This is a genomic window from Micromonospora andamanensis (assembly GCF_016863495.1).
Taxonomy (GTDB): domain Bacteria; phylum Actinomycetota; class Actinomycetes; order Mycobacteriales; family Micromonosporaceae; genus Micromonospora; species Micromonospora andamanensis.
In genome coordinates this window covers 28,962-53,799 of the sequence record NZ_BOOZ01000049.1, presented here as the reverse complement: position 1 = coordinate 53,799, position 24,838 = coordinate 28,962, and the positions used below count along the sequence as shown (strand labels likewise).

The 24,838-nt window shown below is 67.7% G+C and carries 21 protein-coding genes and 1 tRNA gene; 9 read left to right on the top strand and 13 right to left on the bottom strand.

Annotated elements, in window-relative coordinates:
* Window positions 1–792: 792 nt before the first annotated feature.
* From Van01_RS27800 to Van01_RS27775, 6 genes are read right to left on the bottom strand one after another with little or no spacing between them, the layout of a single operon-like run.
* Window positions 793–1,719, bottom strand: a complete 927-nt coding sequence (locus Van01_RS27800; RefSeq protein WP_204013719.1) for an LLM class flavin-dependent oxidoreductase — start codon at window positions 1,717–1,719, stop codon at window positions 793–795.
* A complete protein-coding gene (locus Van01_RS27795; protein ID WP_204013716.1) occupies window positions 1,719–2,777 on the bottom strand; it encodes a phosphotransferase family protein in 1,059 nt (352 codons plus the stop codon). Before Van01_RS27795 ends, Van01_RS27800 begins: the two co-directional genes overlap by 1 nt.
* 12 nt (window positions 2,778–2,789) lie before the next feature.
* A complete protein-coding gene (gene trpS, locus Van01_RS27790) occupies window positions 2,790–3,848 on the bottom strand; it encodes a tryptophan--tRNA ligase (protein WP_204013713.1) in 1,059 nt (352 codons plus the stop codon).
* A 29-nt stretch (window positions 3,849–3,877) separates the two neighbouring features.
* Window positions 3,878–5,860, bottom strand: a complete 1,983-nt coding sequence (locus Van01_RS27785; RefSeq protein ID WP_204013711.1) for an aminotransferase class I/II-fold pyridoxal phosphate-dependent enzyme — start codon at window positions 5,858–5,860, stop codon at window positions 3,878–3,880.
* A complete protein-coding gene (locus tag Van01_RS27780; RefSeq protein WP_204013708.1) occupies window positions 5,857–6,696 on the bottom strand; it encodes a nucleotidyltransferase domain-containing protein in 840 nt (279 codons plus the stop codon). Before Van01_RS27780 ends, Van01_RS27785 begins: the two co-directional genes overlap by 4 nt.
* On the bottom strand, window positions 6,693–7,325 hold the full coding sequence (locus Van01_RS27775) for an HAD family hydrolase (protein ID WP_169599871.1): 633 nt from the start codon (window positions 7,323–7,325) through the stop codon (window positions 6,693–6,695). The genes Van01_RS27780 and Van01_RS27775 overlap by 4 nt, the downstream gene beginning before the upstream one ends.
* Window positions 7,326–7,580: 255 nt before the next feature.
* On the opposite strand from Van01_RS27775, the gene Van01_RS27770 reads away from it, so the two are divergent.
* From Van01_RS27770 to Van01_RS27755, 4 genes are all read left to right on the top strand, one after another.
* The gene (locus tag Van01_RS27770; protein WP_308442429.1) at window positions 7,581–8,798 is read left to right on the top strand and encodes an NsdA family TPR-like regulatory protein; all 1,218 of its coding nucleotides are present in this window, start codon (window positions 7,581–7,583) and stop codon (window positions 8,796–8,798) included.
* Window positions 8,795–9,472, top strand: a complete 678-nt coding sequence (locus Van01_RS27765; protein WP_204013704.1) for an HAD family hydrolase — start codon at window positions 8,795–8,797, stop codon at window positions 9,470–9,472. The genes Van01_RS27770 and Van01_RS27765 overlap by 4 nt, the downstream gene beginning before the upstream one ends.
* Before the next feature lie 154 nt (window positions 9,473–9,626).
* The gene (locus tag Van01_RS27760) at window positions 9,627–10,637 is read left to right on the top strand and encodes a hypothetical protein (protein WP_204013702.1); all 1,011 of its coding nucleotides are present in this window, start codon (window positions 9,627–9,629) and stop codon (window positions 10,635–10,637) included.
* A gap of 337 nt (window positions 10,638–10,974) precedes the next feature.
* Window positions 10,975–11,961 (top strand): restriction endonuclease, encoded by a 987-nt coding sequence (locus tag Van01_RS27755; protein ID WP_204013700.1) that lies wholly within the window; start codon window positions 10,975–10,977, stop codon window positions 11,959–11,961.
* Between the two features lie 34 nt (window positions 11,962–11,995).
* On the opposite strand, the gene Van01_RS27750 is transcribed toward Van01_RS27755, so the two are convergent.
* The 6 genes from Van01_RS27750 to Van01_RS27725 form a co-directional block, all read right to left on the bottom strand.
* Window positions 11,996–12,280 carry a hypothetical protein gene (locus Van01_RS27750; protein WP_204013697.1) on the bottom strand — a complete coding sequence of 95 codons (285 nt, stop codon included), beginning with the start codon at window positions 12,278–12,280 and terminating at the stop codon, window positions 11,996–11,998.
* Between the two features lie 129 nt (window positions 12,281–12,409).
* Window positions 12,410–13,771 (bottom strand): hypothetical protein, encoded by a 1,362-nt coding sequence (locus Van01_RS27745; RefSeq protein WP_204013695.1) that lies wholly within the window; start codon window positions 13,769–13,771, stop codon window positions 12,410–12,412.
* 192 nt (window positions 13,772–13,963) lie between these two features.
* Window positions 13,964–14,035: transfer RNA gene (locus Van01_RS27740), tRNA-Arg, on the bottom strand.
* A gap of 155 nt (window positions 14,036–14,190) precedes the next feature.
* Complete coding sequence (locus Van01_RS27735) at window positions 14,191–14,883, bottom strand: winged helix-turn-helix domain-containing protein (RefSeq protein WP_099850071.1); 693 nt, start codon at window positions 14,881–14,883, stop codon at window positions 14,191–14,193.
* A 174-nt stretch (window positions 14,884–15,057) separates the two neighbouring features.
* Window positions 15,058–15,711: a DUF305 domain-containing protein gene (locus tag Van01_RS27730; RefSeq protein ID WP_204013692.1), complete on the bottom strand. Its 654-nt coding sequence runs from the start codon at window positions 15,709–15,711 to the stop codon at window positions 15,058–15,060.
* A gap of 1 nt (window position 15,712) precedes the next feature.
* Entirely contained in the window at window positions 15,713–16,531 is an 819-nt protein-coding gene (locus tag Van01_RS27725) for a thioredoxin-like domain-containing protein (protein WP_204013689.1), read from the bottom strand.
* A 100-nt stretch (window positions 16,532–16,631) separates the two neighbouring features.
* On the opposite strand from Van01_RS27725, the gene argS reads away from it, so the two are divergent.
* Genes argS through thrC form a run of 4 tightly spaced genes read left to right on the top strand, consistent with a single transcriptional unit; the run spans window position 16,632 to window position 22,144 of the window.
* The gene (gene argS, locus Van01_RS27720; protein WP_204013686.1) at window positions 16,632–18,296 is read left to right on the top strand and encodes an arginine--tRNA ligase; all 1,665 of its coding nucleotides are present in this window, start codon (window positions 16,632–16,634) and stop codon (window positions 18,294–18,296) included.
* A gap of 58 nt (window positions 18,297–18,354) precedes the next feature.
* Window positions 18,355–19,740: a diaminopimelate decarboxylase gene (gene lysA / locus Van01_RS27715; RefSeq protein WP_204013682.1), complete on the top strand. Its 1,386-nt coding sequence runs from the start codon at window positions 18,355–18,357 to the stop codon at window positions 19,738–19,740.
* Window positions 19,737–21,059, top strand: coding sequence for a homoserine dehydrogenase (locus tag Van01_RS27710; protein WP_204013679.1), 1,323 nt, complete (start codon window positions 19,737–19,739; stop codon window positions 21,057–21,059). The genes lysA and Van01_RS27710 overlap by 4 nt, the downstream gene beginning before the upstream one ends.
* Before the next feature lie 35 nt (window positions 21,060–21,094).
* Window positions 21,095–22,144 (top strand): threonine synthase, encoded by a 1,050-nt coding sequence (gene thrC, locus Van01_RS27705; protein WP_204013676.1) that lies wholly within the window; start codon window positions 21,095–21,097, stop codon window positions 22,142–22,144.
* A 175-nt stretch (window positions 22,145–22,319) separates the two neighbouring features.
* Here the strand turns inward: thrC and Van01_RS27700 are convergent, their stop codons facing one another.
* Window positions 22,320–22,886: a TetR/AcrR family transcriptional regulator gene (locus tag Van01_RS27700; RefSeq protein WP_239093536.1), complete on the bottom strand. Its 567-nt coding sequence runs from the start codon at window positions 22,884–22,886 to the stop codon at window positions 22,320–22,322.
* A gap of 72 nt (window positions 22,887–22,958) precedes the next feature.
* Between Van01_RS27700 and Van01_RS27695 the strand changes: the two genes are divergently transcribed.
* Window positions 22,959–24,833 carry an ABC transporter ATP-binding protein gene (locus Van01_RS27695; protein ID WP_239099348.1) on the top strand — a complete coding sequence of 625 codons (1,875 nt, stop codon included), beginning with the start codon at window positions 22,959–22,961 and terminating at the stop codon, window positions 24,831–24,833.
* The last annotated feature ends 5 nt before the right edge of the window (window positions 24,834–24,838 follow it).

Here is a 24,838-nt window from a genome sequence, read left to right as displayed (position 1 = left end):
ACGGAACCTAGGCCCAGCAACGGCGTGCGCCCGTCAACGACCCACCCACCACCCACACACACGGCAGAAGAGCCACCTACTTGAACAAGATCATCTTTGCTCGAACGCGCGGCCTGTTGACCACCTCGGGCCGTGGACGAGATCGCCACGAAGTGCGGTGCGCCGGCCCGACCCGTCCGCGCCCTCGTCCGTCGTCCCGGACGGTCGGCTACCCCGTCCGCGCTTCGTCCCTGCGAGGCCGTCCGCACCAACCAGTACGACCCTCGCCATCCCGGTCCGCCGTCCGCGCCGGACGGCCTTCGTCCCCGCCGCCGGCTCGCCCTGTCTGACCGTCCCCACCAGCCGCGCTCGTCCCATGGAGGTGATCAGCAGTACGCCCCCAGTGAGGAGGCCCCGATCAGGGCTCGAAGGTTGCGCGGCGAGACCGCACCGCTGCTACAAAGCCCGAATCCTCGGCCACCCGCCGAGCCCGCATCGGTCGAGATGATTGGCCGCAAAACGTTCGCTGTTCAGGGTGAGGGTTCTAACGAGAGGTCTAACGAGCGGTCCAACGAGGAACGCAACGACCACGAGCTACCGGGTGAACACGCCCCCTTGAACACGACGTACCCGCACGTGGAAGGGGGCGAGGAGGGCCGGTGGACCGGAACCGACTGATAAGAGATATCCCTCCTACCCGCACATCTGCCACCGGCAGTACCCGCCTGACGGCGTCCGTCGTGGCCGCCGAACTCGGCCGACTCACCCCCCGAGACCGACTCCTGACCTTCAGCGCTGGCAACATCGTTCCGACTACGGCCCCTTCGAGCCGGATAAGATCGTCAGCACGTCTACAGCAAGCTCAAGCTGTTGGTTATCGTGAACGGCGAATGGCGCCCCAAATGAGCAGATGACCTGCTCGACCCCGGCTTCGCCCCATCGACGGAGCTGTTGGGCCACTTCCTGCGGTGTACCGACCAGGCGGGACTGTGCCCAGCTCCGCAGGGAGATATCAGCGAGTGCGCCGCCGGGAGCCCAGCGCTGCAAACTGTGCCACCGTTTCTCAAGATCGTCGTTGTCTCGGCCGATGAGCGTCGTCAGGCCAAGAGACCGGTGAACCGCCGCAGGATCACGCCCGCGACGGTGGCAGGCTTGCCGCACCATCGCATCCCGGTGCCGGTACTCAGCCATCGTGCTGTCCCACGCGGTGTTCCAACCGTCCGCGAGCGCGGCGACCTCAAGTAGCTTCGGGCGCTTCCCGGCAACCCAGACGGGCACGCCCGGCACCCGCCGCCGAAGAAGCCCGACTGTGTCCTCAAGCGATACCAACCGTTGTCTTGCAGGCGGGAAGTCAAGGCCGTTTGCCCGGTGTTCCGACTCGTTCCACCCGGCTCCGACGGCGACGTCGAGTCGCCCGGCGGCGAGTTCGTTCACGGTCGCCGCCATGCGTGCGAGGAGGTTGGGGTTCCTGAACCCGATAGGCGTGGCCAAAGAGCCGACGCGGATGCGGTTGGTGCTGGCCGCTATCGCGGCCAGCAGGGTCCAACACTCAGCCGGCTCCTGCCGTTGCTCCGGTTGCCCTGCAATGGCGACGTCGACCCAGAAGTGGTCGGAGACCCACACTTGGTGGAATCCCGCGTCCTCGGCCAAGGTGGCGTACTCGATCGCTCGTCGGGCGGTGGAGGGCTGCGGTGTCGGGAAGGAGAACGGGTAGTGGGGCAATGCCAGTCCGAGTCGCATTACCTCGCCGCCCCGACCGGCGCCTTGAGTAGCCGGATGGCGGGATGATTCGAGTGCTCGCCAGTGGTGAGCCGGATGCACTCGCCGAGCAGGGGTGCGATGAGGTGACGTCGCCCAGCCAACACCGCTCGGGGGATCTCCCGGAGCAGAAGAAGCGCCACGTACCGAGCAACATCACTGAGATCCTGCTCTGTTCGGGCCGGCGTCGTCATCCGCCGGAACGCGTCGGCTGCCGGGATCCCGAACTGGCGTAGTCGGGGGGTTTCACCGATGGCATAGTCCAGCACGAGCCGGTCGGGTGTCGCTGAAGCCGTGCCGGAGGCGTGGTCTAGGAGGTCGCGTACGTACCAGCTACCGAGCAGGTGGCTGACCATCATGCGCCAGTCGTGATGGTCACCGGACCATTCCCAGTCGATGAGGTGCCAGGTCCCGTCGGAGGCAACCAGTACGTTGCCGGCGTGCGGATCGCCGTGACAGGTGATATGGGAGTCGGGCCTGCCGACGACGAGGAGCTGCTCGAAGGCTCGAAACCAGGAGCCCATGTCACTTCCGTTAATCATGATGCTCAACCAACGCGAGGGCGGTCCGAGGTCTGTGGTGAGCACATCCTCCAGCCCCTGATGGCCACGACGACACCGAAGATCATGATTGCGAGTGGCCCGGGTGGGATCAAAGCCGGGCTCGGCGGTTGACCGCCATACCGTGACGAGAGTGTTCACCACGTCTTGCCAGATCAGGTATAGCTCCGGTGTCGGTCCGACACGAGCGATGGCTTCGTCGAGGCTCCACACGGCAGGTGCCGCCGTGACGATGACGTCAAGCGCGGCCTCGGTTGCGGTCCCGAGCACCGCCGGGGTGTGCGAGGCGAAGTGCTTCGCCATCACGGCGTGCCGTTGGGCCTGCACGGACGAGCTGACCCTTGGGTTGCGAGTGACCTTCGTGGCGACAGTCGCGCCGCCGGGTTGCCGCAGGAGAAACACCTCAGCGCCCGAGGTTCCCGACCTGATCGTGCGCAGCAGGAGGCTGCCGGCCTGCGAGCCGGCTTCGTGGCGACTCATGAGGGTCCTCTTCTACGCGGTGGTGGCTGCGGGTTTACGGGACCGTTCGGCCTTGCGGCGGAGCTGGGTGTAGACGCCGGTGAGGCCCATTGCCTTGCGTGCCTCGAACACGGTCTGCTGGACCTCGCGCCGGGTGCGTTCCGTACCCTTGACGATCAGTTCGTCGACCAGGCCCTTGTCGGCCTCGTAGCGGGCCCGCCGCTCGCGCATGGGGTCGAGGAACGCGTTCAGTGCGGTGGCGAGTTTTTCCTTGACCTCGACGTCGCCGACCTTGCCCTCGCGATAGCGGCCCTTGAGTTCGTCGACCTCCGTCCGATTCGGGTTGAAGACGTCGTGGTACTGGAACACGGGGTTTCCTTCGACCGTGCCGGGCACGTCCGCGCGGATCCGGTTCGGGTCGGTGTACATGCCCATGACCTTGCGGCGGACCTCGGCCGGCTCGTCCGAGAGGGCGATGGCGTTGCCCAGGCTCTTGCTCATCTTGGCCCGGCCGTCGGTGCCGACCAGGGTGGGTGTCTCGGCGCTGACCAGCTCGGGGACGGGGAAGACCTCACCGTAGAGGTGGTTGAAACGCCGAGCGATCTCCCTGGTGACCTCGACGTGTGCGGCGTTGTCCTTGCCGACGGGCACCACGTGGGCCTTGACGCAGAGGATGTCGGCGGCCTGCAACACCGGGTAGCCGAGCAGGCCGTACGGCATCTCCTCCTTTCCGGCGTCCCGAGCCATGTCCTTGAGCGAGGGCACCCGCTCCAGGCGCGGCACGGTGACCAGGTTCTGGAAGAGGGTGTTGAGGTCTCCGACCTCCTGGATCGCAGACTGGAGGTAGAAGGTCGCGGTGTCGGGGTCGATCCCGGCGGCGAGGCAGTCGACCACCATGTCCCGAGCGTTCTGGGTGGCCTTGGCGATGTCGTCGCGGGTGTTCTTGGTGGTCAGCATGTGCAGGTCGGCGATGATGAAGAAGCTCTCGTACTTCCGGTGGAGCTTCACGCGGTTGGCGATGCTGCCGACGTAGTGGCCGAGGTGCAGCTTTCCGGTGGGACGGTCACCGGTGAGCATCCGCTGAGCGGTCATGGCGATGGGGCCTTTCGCGGCGTGACGGGTCAACAAAGGTCGCGCAGGGCGCGCACCAACGGGGCGACGGTCGCCTCGTCGATGAGATGAACCTGGATCATCGACGGAAGTTGCCATCGTGCGCCGTCACGAAACCGCAGGCCACGCGCCCGTAGCAGAGCAAGGACCTGGTCACGGCGGTCCCCGAGATCGATCAGGAGGAAGTTCGCGTCCGACCGGGCGTATCCGATGTGCAGCCGGTCGAGTTCGGCGGTCAGCGTCGCGTACGCCCGCCGGTTCATCCCGATGGTGCGCCGGAGGCTTCTGTCGTCGCTCAGGGAGGCGCGTGCCGCCGTGGCAGCCAGCGCGCTGACAGCATACGGAAGCCGGTGTCGACGCAGCCGGTCGGCGTAGCCAGCGCTGGTGACGGCGTATCCGACTCTGGCACCGAGTAGGCAGTGTGCCTTGGACAGCGACCGGCACACCACCAGATTGTCGCGCTCCTCAAGGAGTCGCGGTGTCAGCGAGAGGGGATGTGCCATGAACTCACCGTAGACGTTGTCGATGACCAGCTTCGCCCCGCTGGGCAGTTGAGGCGCGACTACAGCCAGCAAGTCGGACAACGGTACCGAGACGCCGGAGATCGTGTGCGGGATATCCACCACTACCGCGACATGATCATTCTTCAGCGCGGCTCGCAGCGCCGCCAGGTCGTGTCGCAGTGCTCCGCCGTCCCACACAACCTCGTCGTAGCGCAGTTCGTTCCTGGCGGCGAGCTGCCCGTACAGCTCGAAGGTGGGGGCGGTCGCGAGCACCGTCGCACCGGCTGAAGCCTGCTCACGCATGATCCAGTCGAGGATCTCGGTTGTGCCGTGGCCGACCACGACCTGTTCCGGCACCACCCCGGCGTACCGGGCGATCGCGGCCTCCAAGTCCACCGGCTCCCGGCTCGGTGGTCGGTGCAAGCTGGGAGCGACCCCGGCAACCGCCTTCGGTACGGCGGGACTCGTGCCGACGCGAGCGAGCGTGACCTGTCGACCGTCATCGCGAACGCCGGCAATCACATCGTCGAGGTGTTCGATCTTGCACTGCCCGCACAGCACCTCGCCGGCTCGGCATCGACGCGCCACGGCGGTCGCCCGCTCAGGTGCGGACAGTAGTTCGATGACCTCGAAGGTCGGGCAGTCGTTGGGGTTGCCCCCATATTGGCGCTGCTCTTCGGCGCGGGTTCGGCCGCCGGTCACCGCGCCGATGAACTTTTCCCGGACGGTGTCGGGACGATCGGTCAGAAGAATGGTGGAGGCCGGATCGTTGATGCTGGCCCGGCCACCACGACGCCGCAGGTTCGGAACCAACCGTCGATAGGCAACGTACGGCGTCGGTGCCGCGAGGCGATCCGACACGGTCCTCATCAGCGCCGTATGCGTCACCTGACCGGCGTCGACCAGCGCGATCGACCCTCTCGGGCTCTGCTCGTACAGGAAGAAGCTCATCATCGTCACCGCGTCCCGCAGCAGGTTCAGTCTGGTGTCATCGGACCAGCCATAGACCTGCCGCATCCGGCGCAACACCAGCCCGGACAACACATCGTCCTCGAAGGCCCGGACTTCGGCCGTGTCGAGGTCGATGAGGCGATCGGGGGCGCGTCCGCCGAACTGCTTCACCCGTTCTGCCAAGAGCTCGACAATCGTTGCGGAGGCCGTGGTGCGGTTTTGGCGGCTGATGAAGGTGACGGGGTGGCCCTTTTCCTGCAGCCAGGCGACGTCCCGCGCGAGACTGAGATGGCCGAGGTGCAGCCGATTTCCGGCAACACCGACGCGCACGTCCGCACGGTCGTCACCCGTCGCGGCCAGTGCTGGGCTCGCAGGCTGCCAGGCCCAGATGGTCCGGCCCGCCAGGTTGTCGATCACCGGTGGTAGGCCCTCGGAGTCGGGAGCGAGCAGTTGGAGCCCGAAACGGCGTGCCCTGTCGGCGTGCTCGTCCGCGACCAGGCTATTGCGGGCAGCGTGCCACTCGGCGAGCAAGGCGCTCATCGGCCGGCCCGCCCACGCGAGATCCGTTGCAGCGACTCGTAGACTCGCTGTCGCTGCCCGACGGTCGTGCGCTGGCGGGCCTTGTCGCGGTAGAGGTCGGGGAAACGGACGTCGCTGTCGTGGCAGACCGCGCCGAATGCCCAGAACCGGGCCGCCGTGATGGCCCGCTCGTGCCGAAGCTCCCCGATCGCCGCCTGCCGGGAGTAGGCGTAACGGCCGTCCACCGTGCGATCGATCATCTGCGCCTGCTGATAGGCGTCCACGATCACCTGCGCCTGCCGTCGCCACAACGGCGATGCCAGCACCGGTGCCTCCAGGACTCGGGCCACGTAGCTGTCGAAGTCTGGATAGATGTCGAGAAACGCCAGGTAGGAGTCGGCAAGGACCTGGTGGCGGGTCCTAGGGATCACGTTGAGTCGGCCGGCCACTTCAGCGGCCAGCGGAGCCAAGAACCGCGCCACGCTCGTCAACAGCTCCGCGGCCTCGTCGGCCGGTGTGCAGATGAACGGGCTGAACAGCTTGAGCGCGAAGTAGCCGCCGTACGCGCGGTCCTGCCCGTCGCGGTCCAGGGCCGACCAAGGCAGCGAGTAGACGGTCACCGGAGCGTCGCGATAGGTGGTGCCAACGCGGGTCGGTGGAACCTCGTCCTCGCGATGGAGCATCATCACGTCGAAGTCACTGGCTGCGGTTGCCGTACCGGTGATTCGGCTGCCGTAGAAGACCCAGACCCGGTCCTCAGTCGGGATGCTCTCCGTCGCCGCGCTCAAGGTGTCGATGAGTCGAGGGATCTCGTCGAGGAAGCTCTGGGCGGCGAGGTCACGGTAAGGGCCGCTCACCAGGTCCTCCGCGTTGATGCGGCAAGCCAACCATCGACGGCGGCGGTCCAGGAGCCGGACGTGTCGGCCTGGACGCCGTCGACCCCCAGCCTCCGGAACGCTTCGACGTTGACCTCCTTGTCATCGACGTACAGGAGGCTGTCACCGGGTGACGCCTGCTCAAGAATCTGGACGTAGGCGGAGGGATTCGGCTTGACCGCGCCGGTCTGGCTGGAGATAAAGATCCGATGGGTTTGCCGGTGCAGACCGGCTGCCTGCAGCGCGGGCACCAACCATTCGTGGCGATGGTTGGACAACAGCCAGATCTGCGCCCCCCTCGACCAGTTGGGTAGCCGGGACACGGCCGGTAGCGGCGTCATCGTCGACCGCAGCACCGACCGCCAGGCAGGCGACGGCTGCCCGAGACCGCAAGCCGCTGCGAACGCCGGCCAGAACGCGGACTCGTCGAGCAGCCCAGACCACAACGCGTCCCGGAAGTAGTGGCGGAAGATCGCTTCGACTCGGTTCGAGGAGGTTCCGGCCTCCTCGGAGACAACTCGAAAGAGAGGTGCCATCGGCTCCGCCAACAGAACCCCGCAGACGTCCAGCACCAGGACGGGCCGTGACCGTGAGTCCTCGTGAACCATCATCGGCCCGTACCTCTGGGTGTTCGCGCCGTGCATGTGCCCTCCCGTGGGATGAGAGGCACCGAGGCGGCGGGTTCAGCTCGCGGGCTGGGGGGAAGCGCGCGTGCTCTCCGACACCGCCTCGGTGCCGGCTTGGGTATCGCCGCCGTCGATGCGGTTGCTGTGCACATCGAGCTTGGTCGGTACGGTGTGTGCGTAGGAAGCCACAGGGTGTAGGCCCACGGTGGCCTACACCTGGGCACTGGTCAGGGGGACCGGGTGGACGGTGAGACTTTCGGGCAGGTGCTACGCCGGCTTCGTCAGGAGCGACGGTTGTCGCTCCGGAAGTTGCAGGTGCTGACCAGCTATGACTTCACGTACCTGGGGCAGGTCGAGCGAGGTGAGAAGCCAGGTTCGATGGAGCTCGCCGAGGTGTGCGACCGGGCACTCGGCGTGGACGGCCTGCTCGTGAAGACATACGGTCGGGTGTCAGCGGCCCTGACCCGACCTGGGAGCCAGGAGGATGAAATGCGCCGGCGGACTGCGATCAAGGCTATGGCGGCTTCCCCGCTCGCTTTCGTCGATCAGGCTGGAGCGGTTCCAGAGCTTCAGGTGAGCCGACTCGAACGCAGTGCAGAGGTGTACCGGCACCTCTACCACGGGTCTGGGAAACCTGGCGATCTGCTCAGCCTGGCACGCGATCACCTCGAGACCGCGGTCGACGTCATGCGGCAACTGCCCGACGGAGGACTCAAGCGCCGAGTCCTCCGCACCCGCAGCGAAGTCGCCACGCTTGCCGGCCGGCTGACGTTCTTCGACCTACAGCGACCGGCCGACGCGCGGGGCTACTTCGGGCTCGCCCACGAAGCGGCCATCCAGGTGGGGGATGATCTCCTGGCCGCAGCCGCGCTCGGCCATCTCGCCTTCGTGCCGGCGGCCGAGCACAACACCTCGGCCGCCATCAGCTATCTCGCTGGCGCCGCTGATCATGCCCAACGAAGTGGTGTGCCGGTAGTCCAGTCATGGATCGCGGCGGTGGAGTCCGAGGTCCTGGGCACAGCGAACGCGGCCGGAACGCTGCGCGCTCTCGACCAAGCAGCCGCACGCCTTTCCCGCCCCGCAGACGCGGCACCACCCGCATGGTTCGACTACTACTCGGCCGACCGGCTCGACGGATTCCGTGGTCGGGCACTCCTCCAGCTCGGTCGGCCCGAGGAGGCCCGATCCGCCCTGACAGCAGCACTACGTGGACTCGGCCCCGTGGCGGTCAAGCAGAAGGCGGTGTTCCTCATCGACATAGCCAGCTCGTATCTCAGCGACCAACCGCAGCTCGACCAGGCGTGCGACCTCGCCGGGGACGCTGCCGCGATGCTGGCGATGGCTGGCTACGCAACCGCGAGCACCCGTCTCCAGGAGTTCCGTACCAGGCTGAGGCCGTGGGACGATGCCACCGTCGTTGCTGACCTTGACGAGCGATTGGGTGCGTTGACCGCATGACCGTCCAGACCTCTTCCCCACGGCGAATCCGCGCTGTCTACTTCGACGTGGGCGAGACGCTCATCAACGAGTCCACCGAATACGGCACCTGGGCGGACTGGCTCGGCGTTCCCCGGCACACGTTCTCTGCGGTGTTCGGGCAGGTCATCGCGCAGGGGCGGGACTACCGCGAGGTCTTCCAGCACTTCCAGCCTGGATTCGACCTCGCACTGGAGCGGCAGCGCCGGGCAGAAGCCGGATTGGCGGAGCACTTCAACGGCCGCGACCTCTACCCTGATGTCCGGGACTGCCTCGCCGCGCTGAAGGCCGACGGCTATTTTGTCGGTGTGGCGGGTAACCAGACCGCTCGCGCCGGACGGCTGCTACATGAGCTGAACCTGGGTGTGGACCTGATTGCGACGTCGGACGACTGGGGCGCGGAGAAGCCGACCTCTGAGTTCTTCGTCAAGCTGGTCGAGTCGGCGGGGTGCGCGCCAGAGGAGATCGCATACGTGGGCGACCGCCTCGACAACGACATTCTCCCCGCGCTGGCCGCCGGCCTGACGACCGTGTTCATCCGACGTGGACCATGGGGATACTTCTACGCAACTCGCCCGGAGGTAGAACAAGCGCACATTCGCATCGACAATCTTCGGGATCTTCCGAGGCGACTGCGAGACATTCAGTTTCGGTGATTGACGGTGGCTCCACGAACCCCTTGCATGGTTGACCGACGGAGAGCGCGACCCTTCGTCGGGTGCCGGGGCGCTCCCGACAGGGCCTGTTTGATCTATATGACAAGACCTGTGCCATGTGGCTGGCACTGCGGTGGCGCACCGGGAGGCATCGTTGAAGTTCAAGCAACACACGCTGACGCTGCTCGGGGAGATGGTCGTCGGTAACCCTGGCAAGGGCGACGATCCGGAGCACTACTTCTTCCTGTACCGAAGCAGCAGCTTCATCACTGACTTCTTTCACGAAATCGACACTGAGTACACGCACGACGGCTCGACGCGTCACCGTTGGGCTGCGGAGGTCGTGGAGAAGATCCTTCAGGAGCCCCATGCTGGTGAACACATCCCGCCGGATACGTTCGCTCGCTTGATCCGCAGGCTGATGGACCCGGACGATGCCATCAATGAGGGGCGCGATCGACCGCAGGCACTTGCGCGTCTGAACGCCGCGCTGTCTCGCGAGAACTTCGAAGCGTTCTACGCGGAGGACGGCCAGTGCTACTTGCGGCACGTGCCAACGAACACGATCGCCATGCCGGCGCCGAACCCACACCGGCCTTTCTCGCCGGCCGAGATCGCCAGGCGCGACCAGCTCATCGCCTACCTAGATCGTGCGAGTGAGGACCAGCTGATCGAGGAAATCCTGCTTCCGCTGTTCCGGCAGCTCGGGTTCCACAGGATCACCGCGGCCGGGCACAGGGACAAGGCACTGGAGTACGGCAAGGACGTGTGGATGAGGTACACCCTGCCGACCCAGCACGTTCTCTACTTCGGCATCCAGGCCAAGAAGGGCAAGCTGGACTCCTCGGGCGTGACCAAGGGCAGCAACCACAACGTCGCCGAGATCCACAACCAGGCCTTGATGATGCTGGGCCACGAGATCTTCGATCCGGAGATCGGCAAGAACGTCCTGGTGGATCACGCCTTCATCGTGGCCGGCGGGGAGATCACGAAGGCAGCGAGGAACTGGCTCGGCCGGAAGTTGGACACCTCGAAGCGCAGTCAGATTCTCTTCATGGACCGGGAAGACATCCTGAACCTGTACGTGGTGACGAACCTGCCCTTACCAAGCGCGGCCTGGCCACAGGCGGACGCTAGACCTTGGGATTCGGAGCCACCGTTCTAGCTGTGGCGGCCTACTCCATCAGCATGATGCCACGCGACCTTGCGTGGGTGACGGTCTGCCCGAGCTGCCAAATCGGTTGCAGGTTGGCGGTTCCGAACAGGCTTCTGCGCCGACGATCGACCCGTTGCCTGTGGTCGCGCCATGTCGTCACCGTGCCAGCGCCGACGCACGCATCTGGCCGATGCGAATGTGTCGGGCCGCCGCCCGAAGGGCTATCAGGTGTATGCCATGGCTGGCCTTCCGAGCCCGTCGGCCCTGCGGTAATGACGGCGGTAGCTGCGCATAGGGGACCGCAGAGGGTATTGGCCTAACGATCACCGGATGGCATGATCCCTTCATGGAAAACTCGGCGGAAAACGGCGACGACTGGCGTGCTCAATTTTTAGCTCTCGAGAGCATTCCGCAGGATGCGCCTGGGGCCGAAAAGCGACAGCGTGGGCAGAGGTTCGAAGGCGTGCTTGAGGCAATGTTTGCAAATGCCGGCCTAGATCCTCGTACAAGATACCGGCCCAAGGGTGAAGAAATCGATGGCTCCTTCGTGTTTCAGGGTCGCCCCATGCTACTTGAGGCAAAGTGGACCAAAGACCCTATCCCAGCATCTGCCCTTTATCAGTTTAAGGGCAAGCTTGATGGTAAGCTCTCCGGAACCATCGGGGTCTTCATTAGCATGGGCGGCTATTCTGGCGATGCTGTGGATGCCCTCATTGCGGGAAAGTCCCTCAATCTGATTCTTTTCGACGGCTCCGAAATTCGTGAAATCGTGCGGTCTGAGGGTATCGGAATCGTGGAAGCGCTGGCGATTAAGCTGAGGGCGGCGGCAGAGGCGGGCACTCCATTCTTTTCTATCGCTCCCCAGTCTCAAGCCCGGTCACCGAAGTCGCAGAAGCTCCTGTTTATTGTCGAAGGCGCATACGACCTCCGGCTTATGAACTCGCTCGCTGAGCGATCAAGTAATCCACCGGACTTCAATATTATTCCCGCAGGAGGCTTGTTGAATATTGCGCCGGTTGCGTTGGCTCAACTGCAGATGCATCGCGAGGTTGATCGCCTAGTCATCGTTATTGACAGTGATGGCAAGGCGGGCTGGAATCAGAAGCGCATTGCCGACCGCTTACGAGTCGGCGACTTTTCAGACGAAGTCGAAATTGAGTTCATCACTCTCGATCCCACCTTCGAGGTGGCGCTAGGAATTACAGATACGCCTCGGCGTCGACCACAACCGGGAACTTTGGGCAGAAGCATCGCGGATCTAGATATCGACGCTCTTGCCGTCCAGTCAAAGGAGCTTCGCCGACTATTCCGACTACTAGAGATTCTTGGCTGAGGCACGGCTACTTATTGCGCTACTTCGCTGCTGCTTAATCAACGAAATGGCGCTCCGAGTCCATGGAATGACACTTCGTTCCATTCGTTGTTCTACTCAAGTCGTCGCCAGGAAGGTAGGCGCCGGCCAGGTCCCCGGCGAGCGGTGTGAGGGCCTGTCCGGAAATCGTCGTCACGCCGAGCACGCCGAGTGCGAGGAGGAGCACGCCGATCGACGGTGCCAGCGCGCACAGCAGCAGTGCGACGGCCGAGGTCAGCAGCATCACCGGGACGAATCGGCGGCGGTCGAGGAGGTCGCCGAGCGGCACGAGCAGCAACACGCACCGTCATCGTGGTTGGCCGCGACGCACTCGTCTAGCCGATGAGCGAGCACCTGATCTTCAATGGCGGACCTGCTCTCGCCGACACGCGCCCCCATTCGCGGCGGACTGAACACTGGATCCGCCGCGTCAGTCTTCCCTGAGGAACACCGAGCTAAATAGGTCGGCTGCGTCGATGAGTTCGTCGGTCGGCAGCTCGAGAGCGCCACTGGTCACCTCATCATTGCCGTCCTCGGTGAGGATCCAAGTGATTTCTACCGAGGTTGTCTGAGGATCCCTCGCGACGATCACGTAGTCGTCCTGGTCGCTCGTCCAGGGGACGTTCGGACGAAACGACTCTGGTGTCAACACGACTTCGGCGTCGTTTTCGCGATTGCGCCATGCCACCGGGTAATTGTGGGAGTGGGCTCGCAGGGCGGCGAAGTCGACGGGCGCTCCGAGCGGATTACTTTCGCGAAGAATGGGTTCGACCGCCGTCGCGTAGTCCGCGTCATCAGGATCGCGGTAGTCGAGCATCTCGCAGCCATGGAAGGTCACGATCAGGTGCGGCTTGGCGACGAACCTGTCCCGGCTGACGACGCGAACGCCGACACCCCTGAGCGCGACGCCCAAGAAGTGCTCACGGCCTCTCGCGATATGCTCGGTTCTCCCTTTCCGCCACGTGGCTAATGCCCGCTCCCGGTCTTCTGTAGTCAGGTGCGCTGTGCCGCCGAAGACGCTCGAGGCCAGCCGAATCGACGTTGCCGCGAACGCGTCCTTCGCGAGCTCTGGCTCATTGCCGAACTGCTCTTCTTCGTAGTCGCGGAGGCTCTCCAGGACCTCTTCCACACGTTCAACTCGGCTGATCGGGCCAAGCACTTCCATCTCAAGTGTGATCGGCGGCTTCCTGCCACCGCGCACTCGTTCGACGAGTGCCTCGATCTCTCCGGAGCGAGCCGGCCTGGTGTTGCTTGTGCCCCGTACGTAGACCGCTCCGTCTTCCAGGTTGTCGCGGCGGTCGTCTCCCTGAAAGCTCTTGTGGCACGCGAAGATCGTATGCCCTTCCTGCGGTGGTTGCGCGATAACAAACAGCACCTCGTGCTCGGCGTCTACACCGATCCTTCCGAACTCGAACGCCGGGAACTGCGGCCCGAGGTAGGGACGGAGGCGATCTTCGAGTTCGTGTGCCTCTGTCCCGCGTGGTACGCCTGATGCGCCGTCCTTCTGCGCACCAATCACCAGCACCGCGTACCCACGGAAGTGCCTGGCGGCTTCGTGCGGACGCCGATTGGCTGCGCCCAGAAGGAACTTCGCGATCTTGGCTGCGGCGGCCTTGCCGTTCATGTCGAGAGTGCTCTTGACCTCAAGGTAGGTCGACTCAGCCTCGTCTCCGACAGCGATCACGTGGTCAAGGACGCCCCGAAGAGCGCGTTCACCGAGAGGGGTGATGTCGGTGTCCAGCCCTGAGCGCACCGAGCTCGAACCGATGAGAGTACCGTAATCATGGGGCATGGCACGATTTTCTCATTAACCTCTACTCGCTCTCGGCTCGCTGCGGGGCTCTGTTGCATCGTGCGGCTGCGTGTTGAACGTGAGGATGCCCCGGGCGGTGCGCCCGGGGCATCCTCGATCGCTCAAAGCGTGAAGCCGACGTCCACAATCAGTGATTGAGCGGTCGCGCTGCGCGTTTGCAGTTCTGTGACGTGCCCCCGGCAGGATTCGAACCTGCGCCCCCGCCTCCGGAGGGCGGTGCTCTATCCCCTGAGCTACGGGGGCTCAGTGACTGGAGAAGATTAGCAAACCTCCCACCCGATCGCCGAATCGGTATCGGTGGGTCGTGCGTGGGTCTCGGCTCACCTGAACGGGACCGGCCCGGGTCGCTGACGGACCGGTTCCGTTCGGGTGGATGTGACGGGTGTCGGCGGCGTGGCTCAGGCGGCGAGCGCGCGTCCGCAGCTGGGCAGCGGGTGCGGCACGATCCGTCGGGGCAGCCGGCGCGGCCACTCGTTGCGGGCCCAGGAGCCGTCCACGATCAGGTGCACGGTGCGCTGCTCGGCGCCGCTGAGTCGGTGCAGGAACTCCCGGGGCAGCGGCGGGTCGACCGACGGTGTGGTGACCATGAACCGGACCCGCCCTCGCGAGGAGACCGCCGAGATGACGTCGGCCGCGGGCATGGTGCCCCGCAGCCTGACCCGGCCCAGCCAGTAGACCTCGGCCAGGTGTTCCTGGGCGGCCCGGGTGATCGCCGGGTACTCGCTGCGCACCCAACGCTCGACCGCTCCGACGCAGAGCCCGCAGGCCCGCTCGCGGGGCTCGCGCGGACCCAACCCCCAGGCCCGCAGGTACGCCCCGACCACTCCCACGTCAAGCGTCAGGTCGAACTGCTGCTCGATGAGGGCGTGCAGGCTCTGGCGGGTCCACAGTTCCTCGTCCAGGCCGAACGCGTCGGGGTATCCGCCCCGGAGGGCGTCGATGAGTTCCAGCTCCTGTTCGCGGCTGAGTGTTCCCGGCTCACCCTGCCGCTGTCCGCGACGGACGGCTGCCACCGCTCCGTCACCGCCGATGGTGTGGCGTCGGCACCAGCTGGTGACCGAACGCCGCGCGTCTCTGAGTGCAACCCCCACGTCCCGGACAACGAGTGCACTTCGCTCCAAGTAACCCCTAGAGGGAAAATCGGTCTTATGGCACCAAGGTGGGGCGGAGGCGGTGATCCCGGTCGGGTGCGGCTGCCAAACGCACCGCCGCCCCGCTCGACGTGACGAGCGGGGCGGCGGGAGGTCGGGCCGGGTGGCAACGAATCAGCCGCTTGTGACCTCCATGCGGCGCAGCTCGTTGATCTCCTTCTGCTGGGTCTGCTTCATGGCCTGGGCCATCCGGACCACCTCGGCGCGGTCGGAGACCTTCAGCAGGCCGTCGGCCATGTGCACGCCACCGAGGTGATGGTTGATCATCAGCTTGATGAAGAGCTTGTCGACCTCGGCGCCCTGGGCCTCGTGCAGTTGGGTGATCTCGTCGCGGGTGGCCATGCCGGGCATCAGCCCGTCCTGGCCGACCGGCACGGCGTCGGGCATCCACTCCATGGCCGGCCGGGAACCGGTGGGCAGCAGCTCCCACTCCTGCAACCAGCGCTGCATGTGGCCGATCTGGGCCTGCTGGGTCAGGGCCATGTCGTAGCCCATCTGCCGGATCGCCGGATCCTGCCCCTTGGCGTACGCGATCATCGCCATCTCCACCGCCTGGGCGTGGTGACGGGACATGTCCCGGGCGAAGCCGGCCTCGGCCGAGTCGTCACCGGGAGCCCGGTCCGCGACAAGTGTCGCGGCCGTCCACCCGACGCCGAGCAGCAGCACCGCCGCCATGACCAGGGTCAGGTAGCGCAGCGCCCGGGACGGCCTGCGAAGTTCGGTGCCGTTGCGCTCAGCCGGAGGGGCCTCCTGGGTCGCGCTGGGCATGTCAGCCACCCGTCGGCGGAGCCAACTCGCGCGGCTCGGTGCCGGTGCCGGTGGTGTAGTTGCCGGAGGAGCAGGGCACGCCCGGCTCGATCGAGGCGTTCTGCGCAAGCGTGGTGGCGAACTCCTTGATCCGCGGGTCGTCGGCGCTGTCCACCTTGAGCTGGTAGCCCCACGCCTGGAGCGACACGGCGGCGTCCAGGCCCTCGTACGGGCTCATCAGCATGAAGTCGTTGCCACGGATCACGCTGGCCAGCTTCTCGACGTCGGCGGCGGGCAGGTCCGGGCGGTAGGTGAGCCAGACCGAGCCGTGCTCCATGCTGTGCACCGCGTGTTCGGACGCGATCGGCGCGTCGTAGACGTCACCGAGGCACCGCTGCCAGGCGTTGTTGTGCGCGCCACCGACCGGCGGGCTGTACTTGTATTCGATCTTGCCGGACTGGTGCGACTCGTAGGTGAGGCTTTCCGGGTCGGTCTCGCGGTAGTTGACGATGCCCGCGATGTCGGCCGCCTTGTCCTCCCAGGACTGGCTGCCCTTGAAGGTCGCCCAGGCGCCGAAACCGATGATCGACGTGGCGAGCACGCCGACGGCGACGAAGAGCGCGATCGGCCCCCACGACCGGCCCTGGCTCACCTTCACCGGGGTGATCGGCTTACGCGGCCCCTTGCCGCCCCCCGCGCGCTGGGCCGATCCGGACTTGCTGGGGCCAGCCTTGGCTCCGGTCGCCTTGGCGCCGGCGGCCGGCCGTCCCGCCGCCGGCTTCTTGCCGGTGCTGACCACGGTCGGGCGGCGTTCCGGGCCGCCCGGGGTGCTGATACTCATCGTGCCTCGTCAGGTCGGTCGGTCAGGGGCTCTGGCGGGCTGGGTTCGGATGCTGGGTCGCCGCCGCGGGGACCGAGTCTACCCCCGATAACATGGTTCGGTGACTCCTGCAGAGCTTGCCGAAGCCGTCCTAGCCGCCGCTCACGCCGTCTTCGCCGACCGAGGGCTGGACCGCTCCGCGCTGCCGGAGCACACCACGGTCGAGCGACCCCGCAACCCTGAGCACGGCGACTACGCTGCGACCTTGGCGCTTCAGCTGAGCAAGAAGGTGGGCCTGCCGCCACGGGACCTGGCCGCCGCGCTGGCGGCCGAGCTGGCCAGCACGCCCGGCATCAAATCGGTCGAGATCGCCGGCCCGGGCTTCCTCAACATCCGGCTGGACGCCGCCGCCGCCGGGCAGCTCGCCCGCTCGATCGTCGAGGCGGGGGAGGAGTACGGCCGCAGCGACCGGCTCGCCGGGCTCAAGATCAACCTGGAGTTCGTCTCGGCCAACCCGACAGGTCCGGTGCACATCGGTGGCGTCCGCTGGGCGGCGGTCGGCGACGCGTTGAGCCGGCTGCTGCGCGCGACAGGTGCCGACGTGGGCACCGAGTACTACTTCAACGACGCCGGCTCGCAGATCGACCGCTTCGCCCGCTCGCTGCTCGCCGCCGCCCGGCACCAGCCGGCGCCGGAGGACGGCTACGGCGGGGCGTACATCGCCGAGATCGCCGAGCAGGTCACGGCCCGGCGGCCGGAGGTGCTGAGCCTGGACGAGGCCACCGCCCAGGAGGTCTTCCGGGTCGAGGGCGTCGCGCTGATGTTCAACGAGATCAAGTCCTCGCTGCGCGACTTCGGGGTCGAGTTCGACACCTACTTCAACGAGAAGGACCTGCACGACCGGGACGAGCTGGAGCACGCCCTGACCCGGCTGCGCGAGCAGGGCCACGTCTTCGAGTCCGAGGGCGCCACCTGGCTACGGACCACCGACTTCGGCGACGACAAGGACCGGGTGCTGCGCAAGTCCAACGGCGAGTGGACCTACTTCGCCGCCGACTGCGCCTACTACCTGGACAAGCGGGAACGGGGCTTCGACCGCGTCGTGATCATGCTCGGCGCGGACCACCACGGCTACGTCGGCCGGATGAAGGCGATGGCGTCCTGCTTCGGGGACGACCCCGAGCAGACGCTGGAGATCCTGATCGGCCAACTGGTGAACCTGGTCCGCGATGGTGCGCCGGTCCGGATGAGCAAGCGCGCCGGCACCGTGGTGACCCTGGAGGACCTGGTCGACGCGATCGGCGTGGACGCTTCCCGGTACGCGCTGGCCCGGTACTCCAGCGACTCGCCCATCGACATCGACATCGAGTTGTGGACCCGGGCCACCCGGGACAACCCCGTCTACTACGTGCAGTACGTGGCGGCCCGTACGGCGAGCGTCGGCCGCAACGCCGCCGAGGTGGGCCTGGTGCGGGGTGACGCCGCGTCGTTCCGGCCCGAGCTGCTCGACCACGAGAAGGAGAACGATCTGCTCAAGGCGCTCGCCGAGTTCCCCGCCGTGGTGGCCGCCGCCGCCGAGCTGCGTGAGCCGCACCGGGTGGCCCGCTACCTGGAGGACCTGGCCGGGGCGTACCACAGGTTCTACGACAACTGCCGGATCCTGCCCCGGGGCGACGAGAAGGTGACCGACCTGCACCGGGCACGACTCTGGCTCAACGACGCCACCCGGGTGGTCATCGCCAACGGGTTGCGCCTGCTCGGCGTCTCGGCGCCGGAACGGATGTAGTCGTGAGCGTGAGACGTGACCTTGCCGGCCCCGCGGTCGCGAAGCCGGGGAGGCACTGATGCGGGCGCACGAAGCGGGCGCGCTGCACGGCGACATCGGTAACCGGGGGCCGGCCTGGCTGCGTACCCCGGCCGACGTCAACGCCCTGGTGCCGCAGCTGTGGCCGGGCAACGTGGCGCGCTCCGACGACGGCGCGCTCACCGTCGCGGGCCTGGACGTCCGCGACATCGCCGCCGAGTTCGGCACCCCGGTGTACGTGCTCGACGAGGACGACCTCCGCTCGCGCTGCCGGGACTTCCAGGCCGCCTTCCCGGACGAGGACGTCTACTACGCGGGCAAGGCATTCCTCTGCCGCGCGGTGGTTCGGATGATCGTCGAGGAAGGCATGTTCCTCGACGTGTGCAGCGGCGGGGAGCTGGCCGTGGCGCTGGCTGGCGGGATGCCGCCGGAGCGGATCGGCTTCCACGGCAACAACAAGTCGGTGGCCGAGCTGAGCCGGGCCCTCGACGTCGGGGTGGGGCGGATAATCGTCGACTCGTTCCACGAGATCGAGCGGCTCACCGCGCTGGCCCGCGAACGGGGTGTCCGGCCCCGGGTGCTGATCCGGGTCACCGTCGGGGTGGAGGCGCACACCCACGAGTTCATCGCCACCGCCCACGAGGACCAGAAGTTCGGCTTCTCCCTCGCGGGCGGGGCGGCCCTGACCGCGGCGCTGCGCGTGCTCGACGAGGACGTGCTGGAGCTGCGCGGCCTGCACTCGCACATCGGCTCGCAGATCTTCGACACCAGCGGCTTCGAGGTCTCCGCCCGACGGGTGCTCGCCCTGCAGGCGCAGATCCGCGACGCCCGCGGCGTCGAACTGCCCGAGCTGGACCTCGGCGGTGGTTTCGGTATCGCGTACACCTCGCAGGACGATCCCGCCGCCCCGAACGACCTGGCCAAGCGGCTGCGCAAGATCGTGGACTCGGAGTGTGCGGCGGAGCGGCTGGTCACACCGCACCTGTCCATCGAACCGGGCCGGGCGATCGTCGGCCCGGCCGTGTTCACTCTCTACGAGGTGGGTACGGTCAAGGACGTCGACGGCATCCGGACGTACGTGAGCGTCGACGGCGGGATGAGCGACAACATCCGCACGGCCCTGTACGACGCGTCGTACTCGGCGACCCTGGCCTCCCGGGCGAGCGCTGCCGGACCGATGCTCGCCCGCGTGGTGGGAAAGCACTGTGAGTCCGGGGACATCGTGGTGAAGGATGAATTCCTGCCCGCCGACGTGCAGCCCGGAGATCTTGTCGCGGTGCCCGGCACGGGCGCGTACTGCCGCAGCATGGCCAGCAACTACAACCACGTGCCCCGCCCCGGCGTGGTCGCGGTTCGAAACGGCCGGGCCCGGCTGATCGTTCGACCGGAGACCGAAGAGGACCTGCTCGCTTTGGATGTGGGATGACGTCACCTGTACGCCTCGCCCTGCTCGGCTGCGGCACCGTTGGTGCCGAGGTGGTCCGGCTGCTGCACGAGCAGTCGGCGGACCTCGCCGCCCGCGTCGGCGCGCCGCTGGAGATCGCCGGCATCGCGGTACGCCGGATCGGGCGCGACCGCGGCGACCTGCCTGTCGATCCGGCCCTGTTCACCACCGACGCGCTCGGCCTGATCAAGCGGGACGACGTCGACGTGGTGGTGGAGGTGGTCGGCGGCATCGAGCCGGCGCGCGGCTGGCTGGTGGAGGCGTTGCGGGCCGGCAAGAGCGTGGTCACCGCCAACAAGGCACTGCTCGCCGAGGACGGCGGCGCCCTGCACGACGCGGCGGCGGAGGGCGGCGGCGACCTCTACTACGAGGCGTCGGTGGCCGGGGCCATCCCGCTGCTGCGCCCGCTGCGCGAGTCGCTGCACGGCGACCGCATCACCCGGGTCACCGGCATCGTCAACGGCACCACCAACTTCATCCTCTCCGCCATGCACGCCACCGGCGCCGGCTTCGCCGAGGCGCTTGAGGAGGCGACCGAGCTGGGGTACGCGGAGGCCGATCCGACGGCCGACGTGGAGGGCTTCGACGCGGCCGCCAAGGCGGCGATCCTCGCCTCGCTCGCCTTCCATACCCGGGTCGCCGCCGCCGACGTGCACCGCGAGGGCATCACCGAGGTCACCGCAGCGGACGTGGCCAGCGCCAAGGCGATGGGCTGCACGATCAAGCTGCTCTGCATCGCCGCGCGCGGCGCCGACGGGCAGGGCCGGGAAGCGGTGAGTGTCCGGGTCCACCCGGCGATGATCCCGGTGACCCATCCCCTGGCCAGCGTCGGCGACGCGTTCAACGCGGTCTTCGTCGAGGCCGAGGCGGCCGGGCAGTTGATGTTCTACGGACGGGGCGCCGGTGGGGCGCCGACTGCCAGCGCGGTGCTCGGGGACGTGGTGGCGGTGGCCCGTAACCGCCTCGCCGGGGTCCGCGCGGCCAGCGAGTCCGCCTACGCCGACCTGCCGGTGCGGCCGATGGGGGAGGCGCTCACCCGCTACCACATCAGCCTCGACGTGGCCGACCGGCCGGGTGTGCTGGAGGCGGTGGCCGGGGTGTTCGCCCGGCACGACGTCTCGATCGCCACCGTCCGTCAGGGGCCGGCAGCCGGTGCCGCCGGGGCGGCCGGTGACGCGGTGCTGGTCATCGTGACCCATGTCGCGCCGGACGCGGCGCTCGCGGCGACCGTCCAGCAACTGCGTGGTCTGGACATCGTCAGGTCGGTGGCGAGCGTGCTGCGGGTCGAGGGCGGGCTGTGAGCGGCCGGATCAATCGCAGAGGCGAGGAGAGCGAGATGTGGCGTGGCCTGATCGACGCCTACCGGGACCGGCTGCCGGTCACCGACGCCACGCCGGTGGTCACCCTGCACGAGGGAAACACGCCGCTGCTGCCCGCGCCGGTGCTCTCCGCCCGACTCGGCTGCGACGTTTACCTCAAGGTGGAGGGCGCGAACCCCACCGGTTCGTTCAAGGACCGGGGGATGACGATGGCCGTCTCCAAGGCGGTCGAGGCCGGCAACAAGGCCATCATCTGCGCCTCCACCGGCAACACCTCCGCTTCCGCCGCCGCGTACGCGGCCCGGGCCGGGATGACCTGTGCCGTCCTGGTTCCGCAGGGCAAGATCGCGCTGGGCAAGCTCGCTCAGGCGCTCGTGCACGGCGCCAAGCTGCTCCAGGTCAACGGCAACTTCGACGACTGTCTGGCGCTGGCCGCCAAGCTCGCCCAGGACTACCCGGTGGCCCTGGTCAACTCGGTGAACATCGACCGGCTGCACGGTCAGAAGACCGCCGCCTTCGAGATCGTCGAGGCGCTCGGCGACGCGCCCGACATCCACTGCCTGCCGGTGGGTAACGCCGGCAACATCTCCGCGTACTGGATGGGTTACACGGAGGACCACGACGCGGGCAACGCCAGCCGGCGGCCGAAGATGTACGGCTTCCAGGCGGCTGGCGCGGCGCCGATAGTGACCGGGCAGGTGGTGGCCGAGCCGTCCACAATCGCCACGGCCATCCGGATCGGCAACCCGGCGAGTTGGACGAAGGCCCTGGACGCGCGGGACGCCTCCGGCGGCCTGATCGAGGCGGTCACCGACCGGGAGATCCTGGCGGCGTACCGGCTGCTGGCCCGAGAGGTCGGTGTCTTCGTGGAACTGGGCAGCGCGGCAAGCGTCGCCGGCCTGCTCCAGCAGGCCGCCGCCGGCCGGGTGCCGGCCGGGTCCACGGTGGTCTGCACGGTCACCGGGCACGGCCTGAAGGACCCGGAATGGGCCATCTCCACCGCCCCCGCCCCGGTCACCATCGCCAACGACCCCCTCGTCGCCGCCCGCTCCCTCGACCTCGCCTGACGGCTCCGCGCGCAGTCGTAATCCGACCTCGTCCCCACCCCCATCGCCCAAGCTGCAACGCCGACCCGCAGCACCCGTCGATCATGCAGTTGTGGCACCTCACAAGGGTGGATGAACGTGTGCGTTTCGGGAGCCACAACTGCATGATCGCCGCAAGGGGCGGCTGGTGGGGGAGTCAGGGACGGGGGGTGACGGCGCCGGCGACGGTTCGGGTGACCAGGGCGAGTACCTCGTGGCGGGACACGTCGTGTTCGGCCAGGTAGCTCCAGCCCGCGTAGAGCTGTGCCCAGAGCACGGACTGCAACCAGGTGGCCGGCAGCGCCGGGTCGATGCTGCCGTCCGCGTGTCCCCGGGCGACAAGGGCATGGAAGTCGTCGTCGCAGACGCCTGTGGCCCAGGCCGGGTCGGAGATCAGTTGCGGCTCGGCGAAGACAAGTGAGAGCAGGTCGCCCAGGTCGAAGTATTCCGCGCAGAGCCGGTGCAGCGCCTGCGCGCCGGTGCCCTCTGCCAGCCGGGCGCGGGTGGTCGCCCGGTTGAGCCGGACGACGCCCTCGCCGGCCACCCCGGCCAGCAGGTCCGACCGCTCGGCGAAGTACCGGTGCAGGGTGGTCCGGCCGACCTGCGCGGCGGTGGCGATCTCGCCCAGACTGGCCGCCGGATTGCGGCTCAGCACCTCGATCGCGGCCTGCAGGATCGCCTGCCGGGTCCGCGCCCGACTGCCGGTCTCCTCGGTGGTCACCACGGATAGACGCTATCAATGTACGGATTCGGAATTTCACTTGCCCACCCTGGAACAGAGGTGTTCCATTGCGGGGTGACCGAGACCGCCGTTGCCGAACCGATCGACCCGCAACCGACCCGGGGCAGAACCAGCCTCCTGCTGGCCTACCTGCGACCGCACTGGCCGGCCATGCTGCTCGGGCTGCTGCTCGGCCTGGTGGCCAACGCCGCCGGGCTGGCCACGCCGCTGGTGACCAAGTGGGTACTGGACACCCTGGGCGCCGGTGGCTCGCTGCTCCAGCCGGTGACCGTGCTGCTCGCCCTCGTCATCATCGGCGCTGCCATCTCGCTCTGGCAGTGGATGTTGATGGGCGGCGTCGCCGAGCGGGTGGTGCTCGACGCGCGGTCCAGGGTCATCCGCCGCTACTTCGCCGCCCGGATCGACCAGTTGGCCGGTCGGTCCGGCGGTGAGCTGGTCACCCGGGCGACCTCCGACCCGGGTCTGCTGCACGAGGCGTCCGGCAGCCTCGTCGGCCTGATCAACGGCGCGGTGGCGCTTGTCGGGACGCTCGTGCTGATGGGCACGCTCGACCTGGTGCTGCTGGGTACCACGCTGGTCGCGGTAGTCGTCGTGGCGGTGCTGATGGGTCTGCTGCTGCCGTCGATCGGGCGGGCCCAGGAGGCGGCGCAGGAGTCGGTGGGGCGTCTCGGCGGGGCCCTGGAGGGTTCCCTCCGCGCCATCCGTACGGTCAAGGCCAGCCGGGCCGAGCAGCGCCAGACAGGTCTGATCACCAGGCACGCCGAGGACTCGGCACGGCACGGCATACAGGCCGCCCGTCGAGCGGCGACAGTCTGGACCATCTCCTGGACCGGCATCCAGCTCGCGGTGATCGTCATCCTCGGCTTCGGGGCGGCGCGGGCCGAGCGTGGCCTGATCGAGGTGTCCACGCTTATCGCATTCCTGCTCTACGCCTTCCAGCTGATGGGGCCGATCAGCGAGTTGACCCAGAACATGACCGCCATGCAGGCCGGCATCGCGGCCGCCGGCCGACTGCGGGAGATCGAGGCCATCGCAGTCGAGCCGGGCTCCCAGTCGACAGGCCAGCCAGCACCGGTACCCGCCGCGCCGACCGGGCCCGTCGGATCGGAATCCGGCGGCGTCGTGCTGGCCTTCCAGGGCGTCAGCGCACGGTACGCCCCGGGGGCGGCACCCGCGGTGCGCGGCATCGACCTGGAGATCCCCCGGCGTGGCCACACCGCCATCGTCGGGCCCTCCGGTGCCGGCAAGACCACCCTGTTCTCCCTGCTGCTCCGCTTCCTCGAACCGGAGCAGGGCCGGCTGCTGCTGCACGGCCGCCCCTACCCGGAGCACACGCCCGCCGAGATCCGACGGCGGCTGGCCTATGTCGAGCAGGACGCCCCGGTGGTGCCGGGCACCATCGGGGACAACCTGCGCTTCACCCACCCCGATGCCGGCGACGAGGAACTCTGGGCCGTCCTGCGCGCGGTCGACCTGCACGACAAGGTCGGCTCGCTGGACCTCGGGCTGGACACGCCGCTGGGCGCCACCACCGTCTCCGGCGGCGAACGGCAGCGCATCGCGTTGGCCCGCGCCGTGCTGCGTACCCCTGATGTGCTGTTGCTCGACGAGGCCACCTCCCAGCTCGACGGCCTGACCGAAGCGGTGGTCGGCCGGTGCGTGCGGCAGCGGTCCGCGACGGGCGCGGTGGTGACCATCGCTCACCGGCTCTCCACCGTGCTCGACGCCGATCAGATCGTCGTGATGGACCGTGGCCGGATCCGGGCCACCGGCGACCACGCCGCCCTGCTGCGCACCGACGAGCTGTACCGCGATCTGGTGGCGTCGCTGCGGATCGGCACCGCCGGGCCCCCGGCCGCCCCGGAGACCGACAGAACGACCGGGTCGGGCACACTGCTCGTACCCCTCGACCGTCTCCCCCAGGAGTGAGCCAC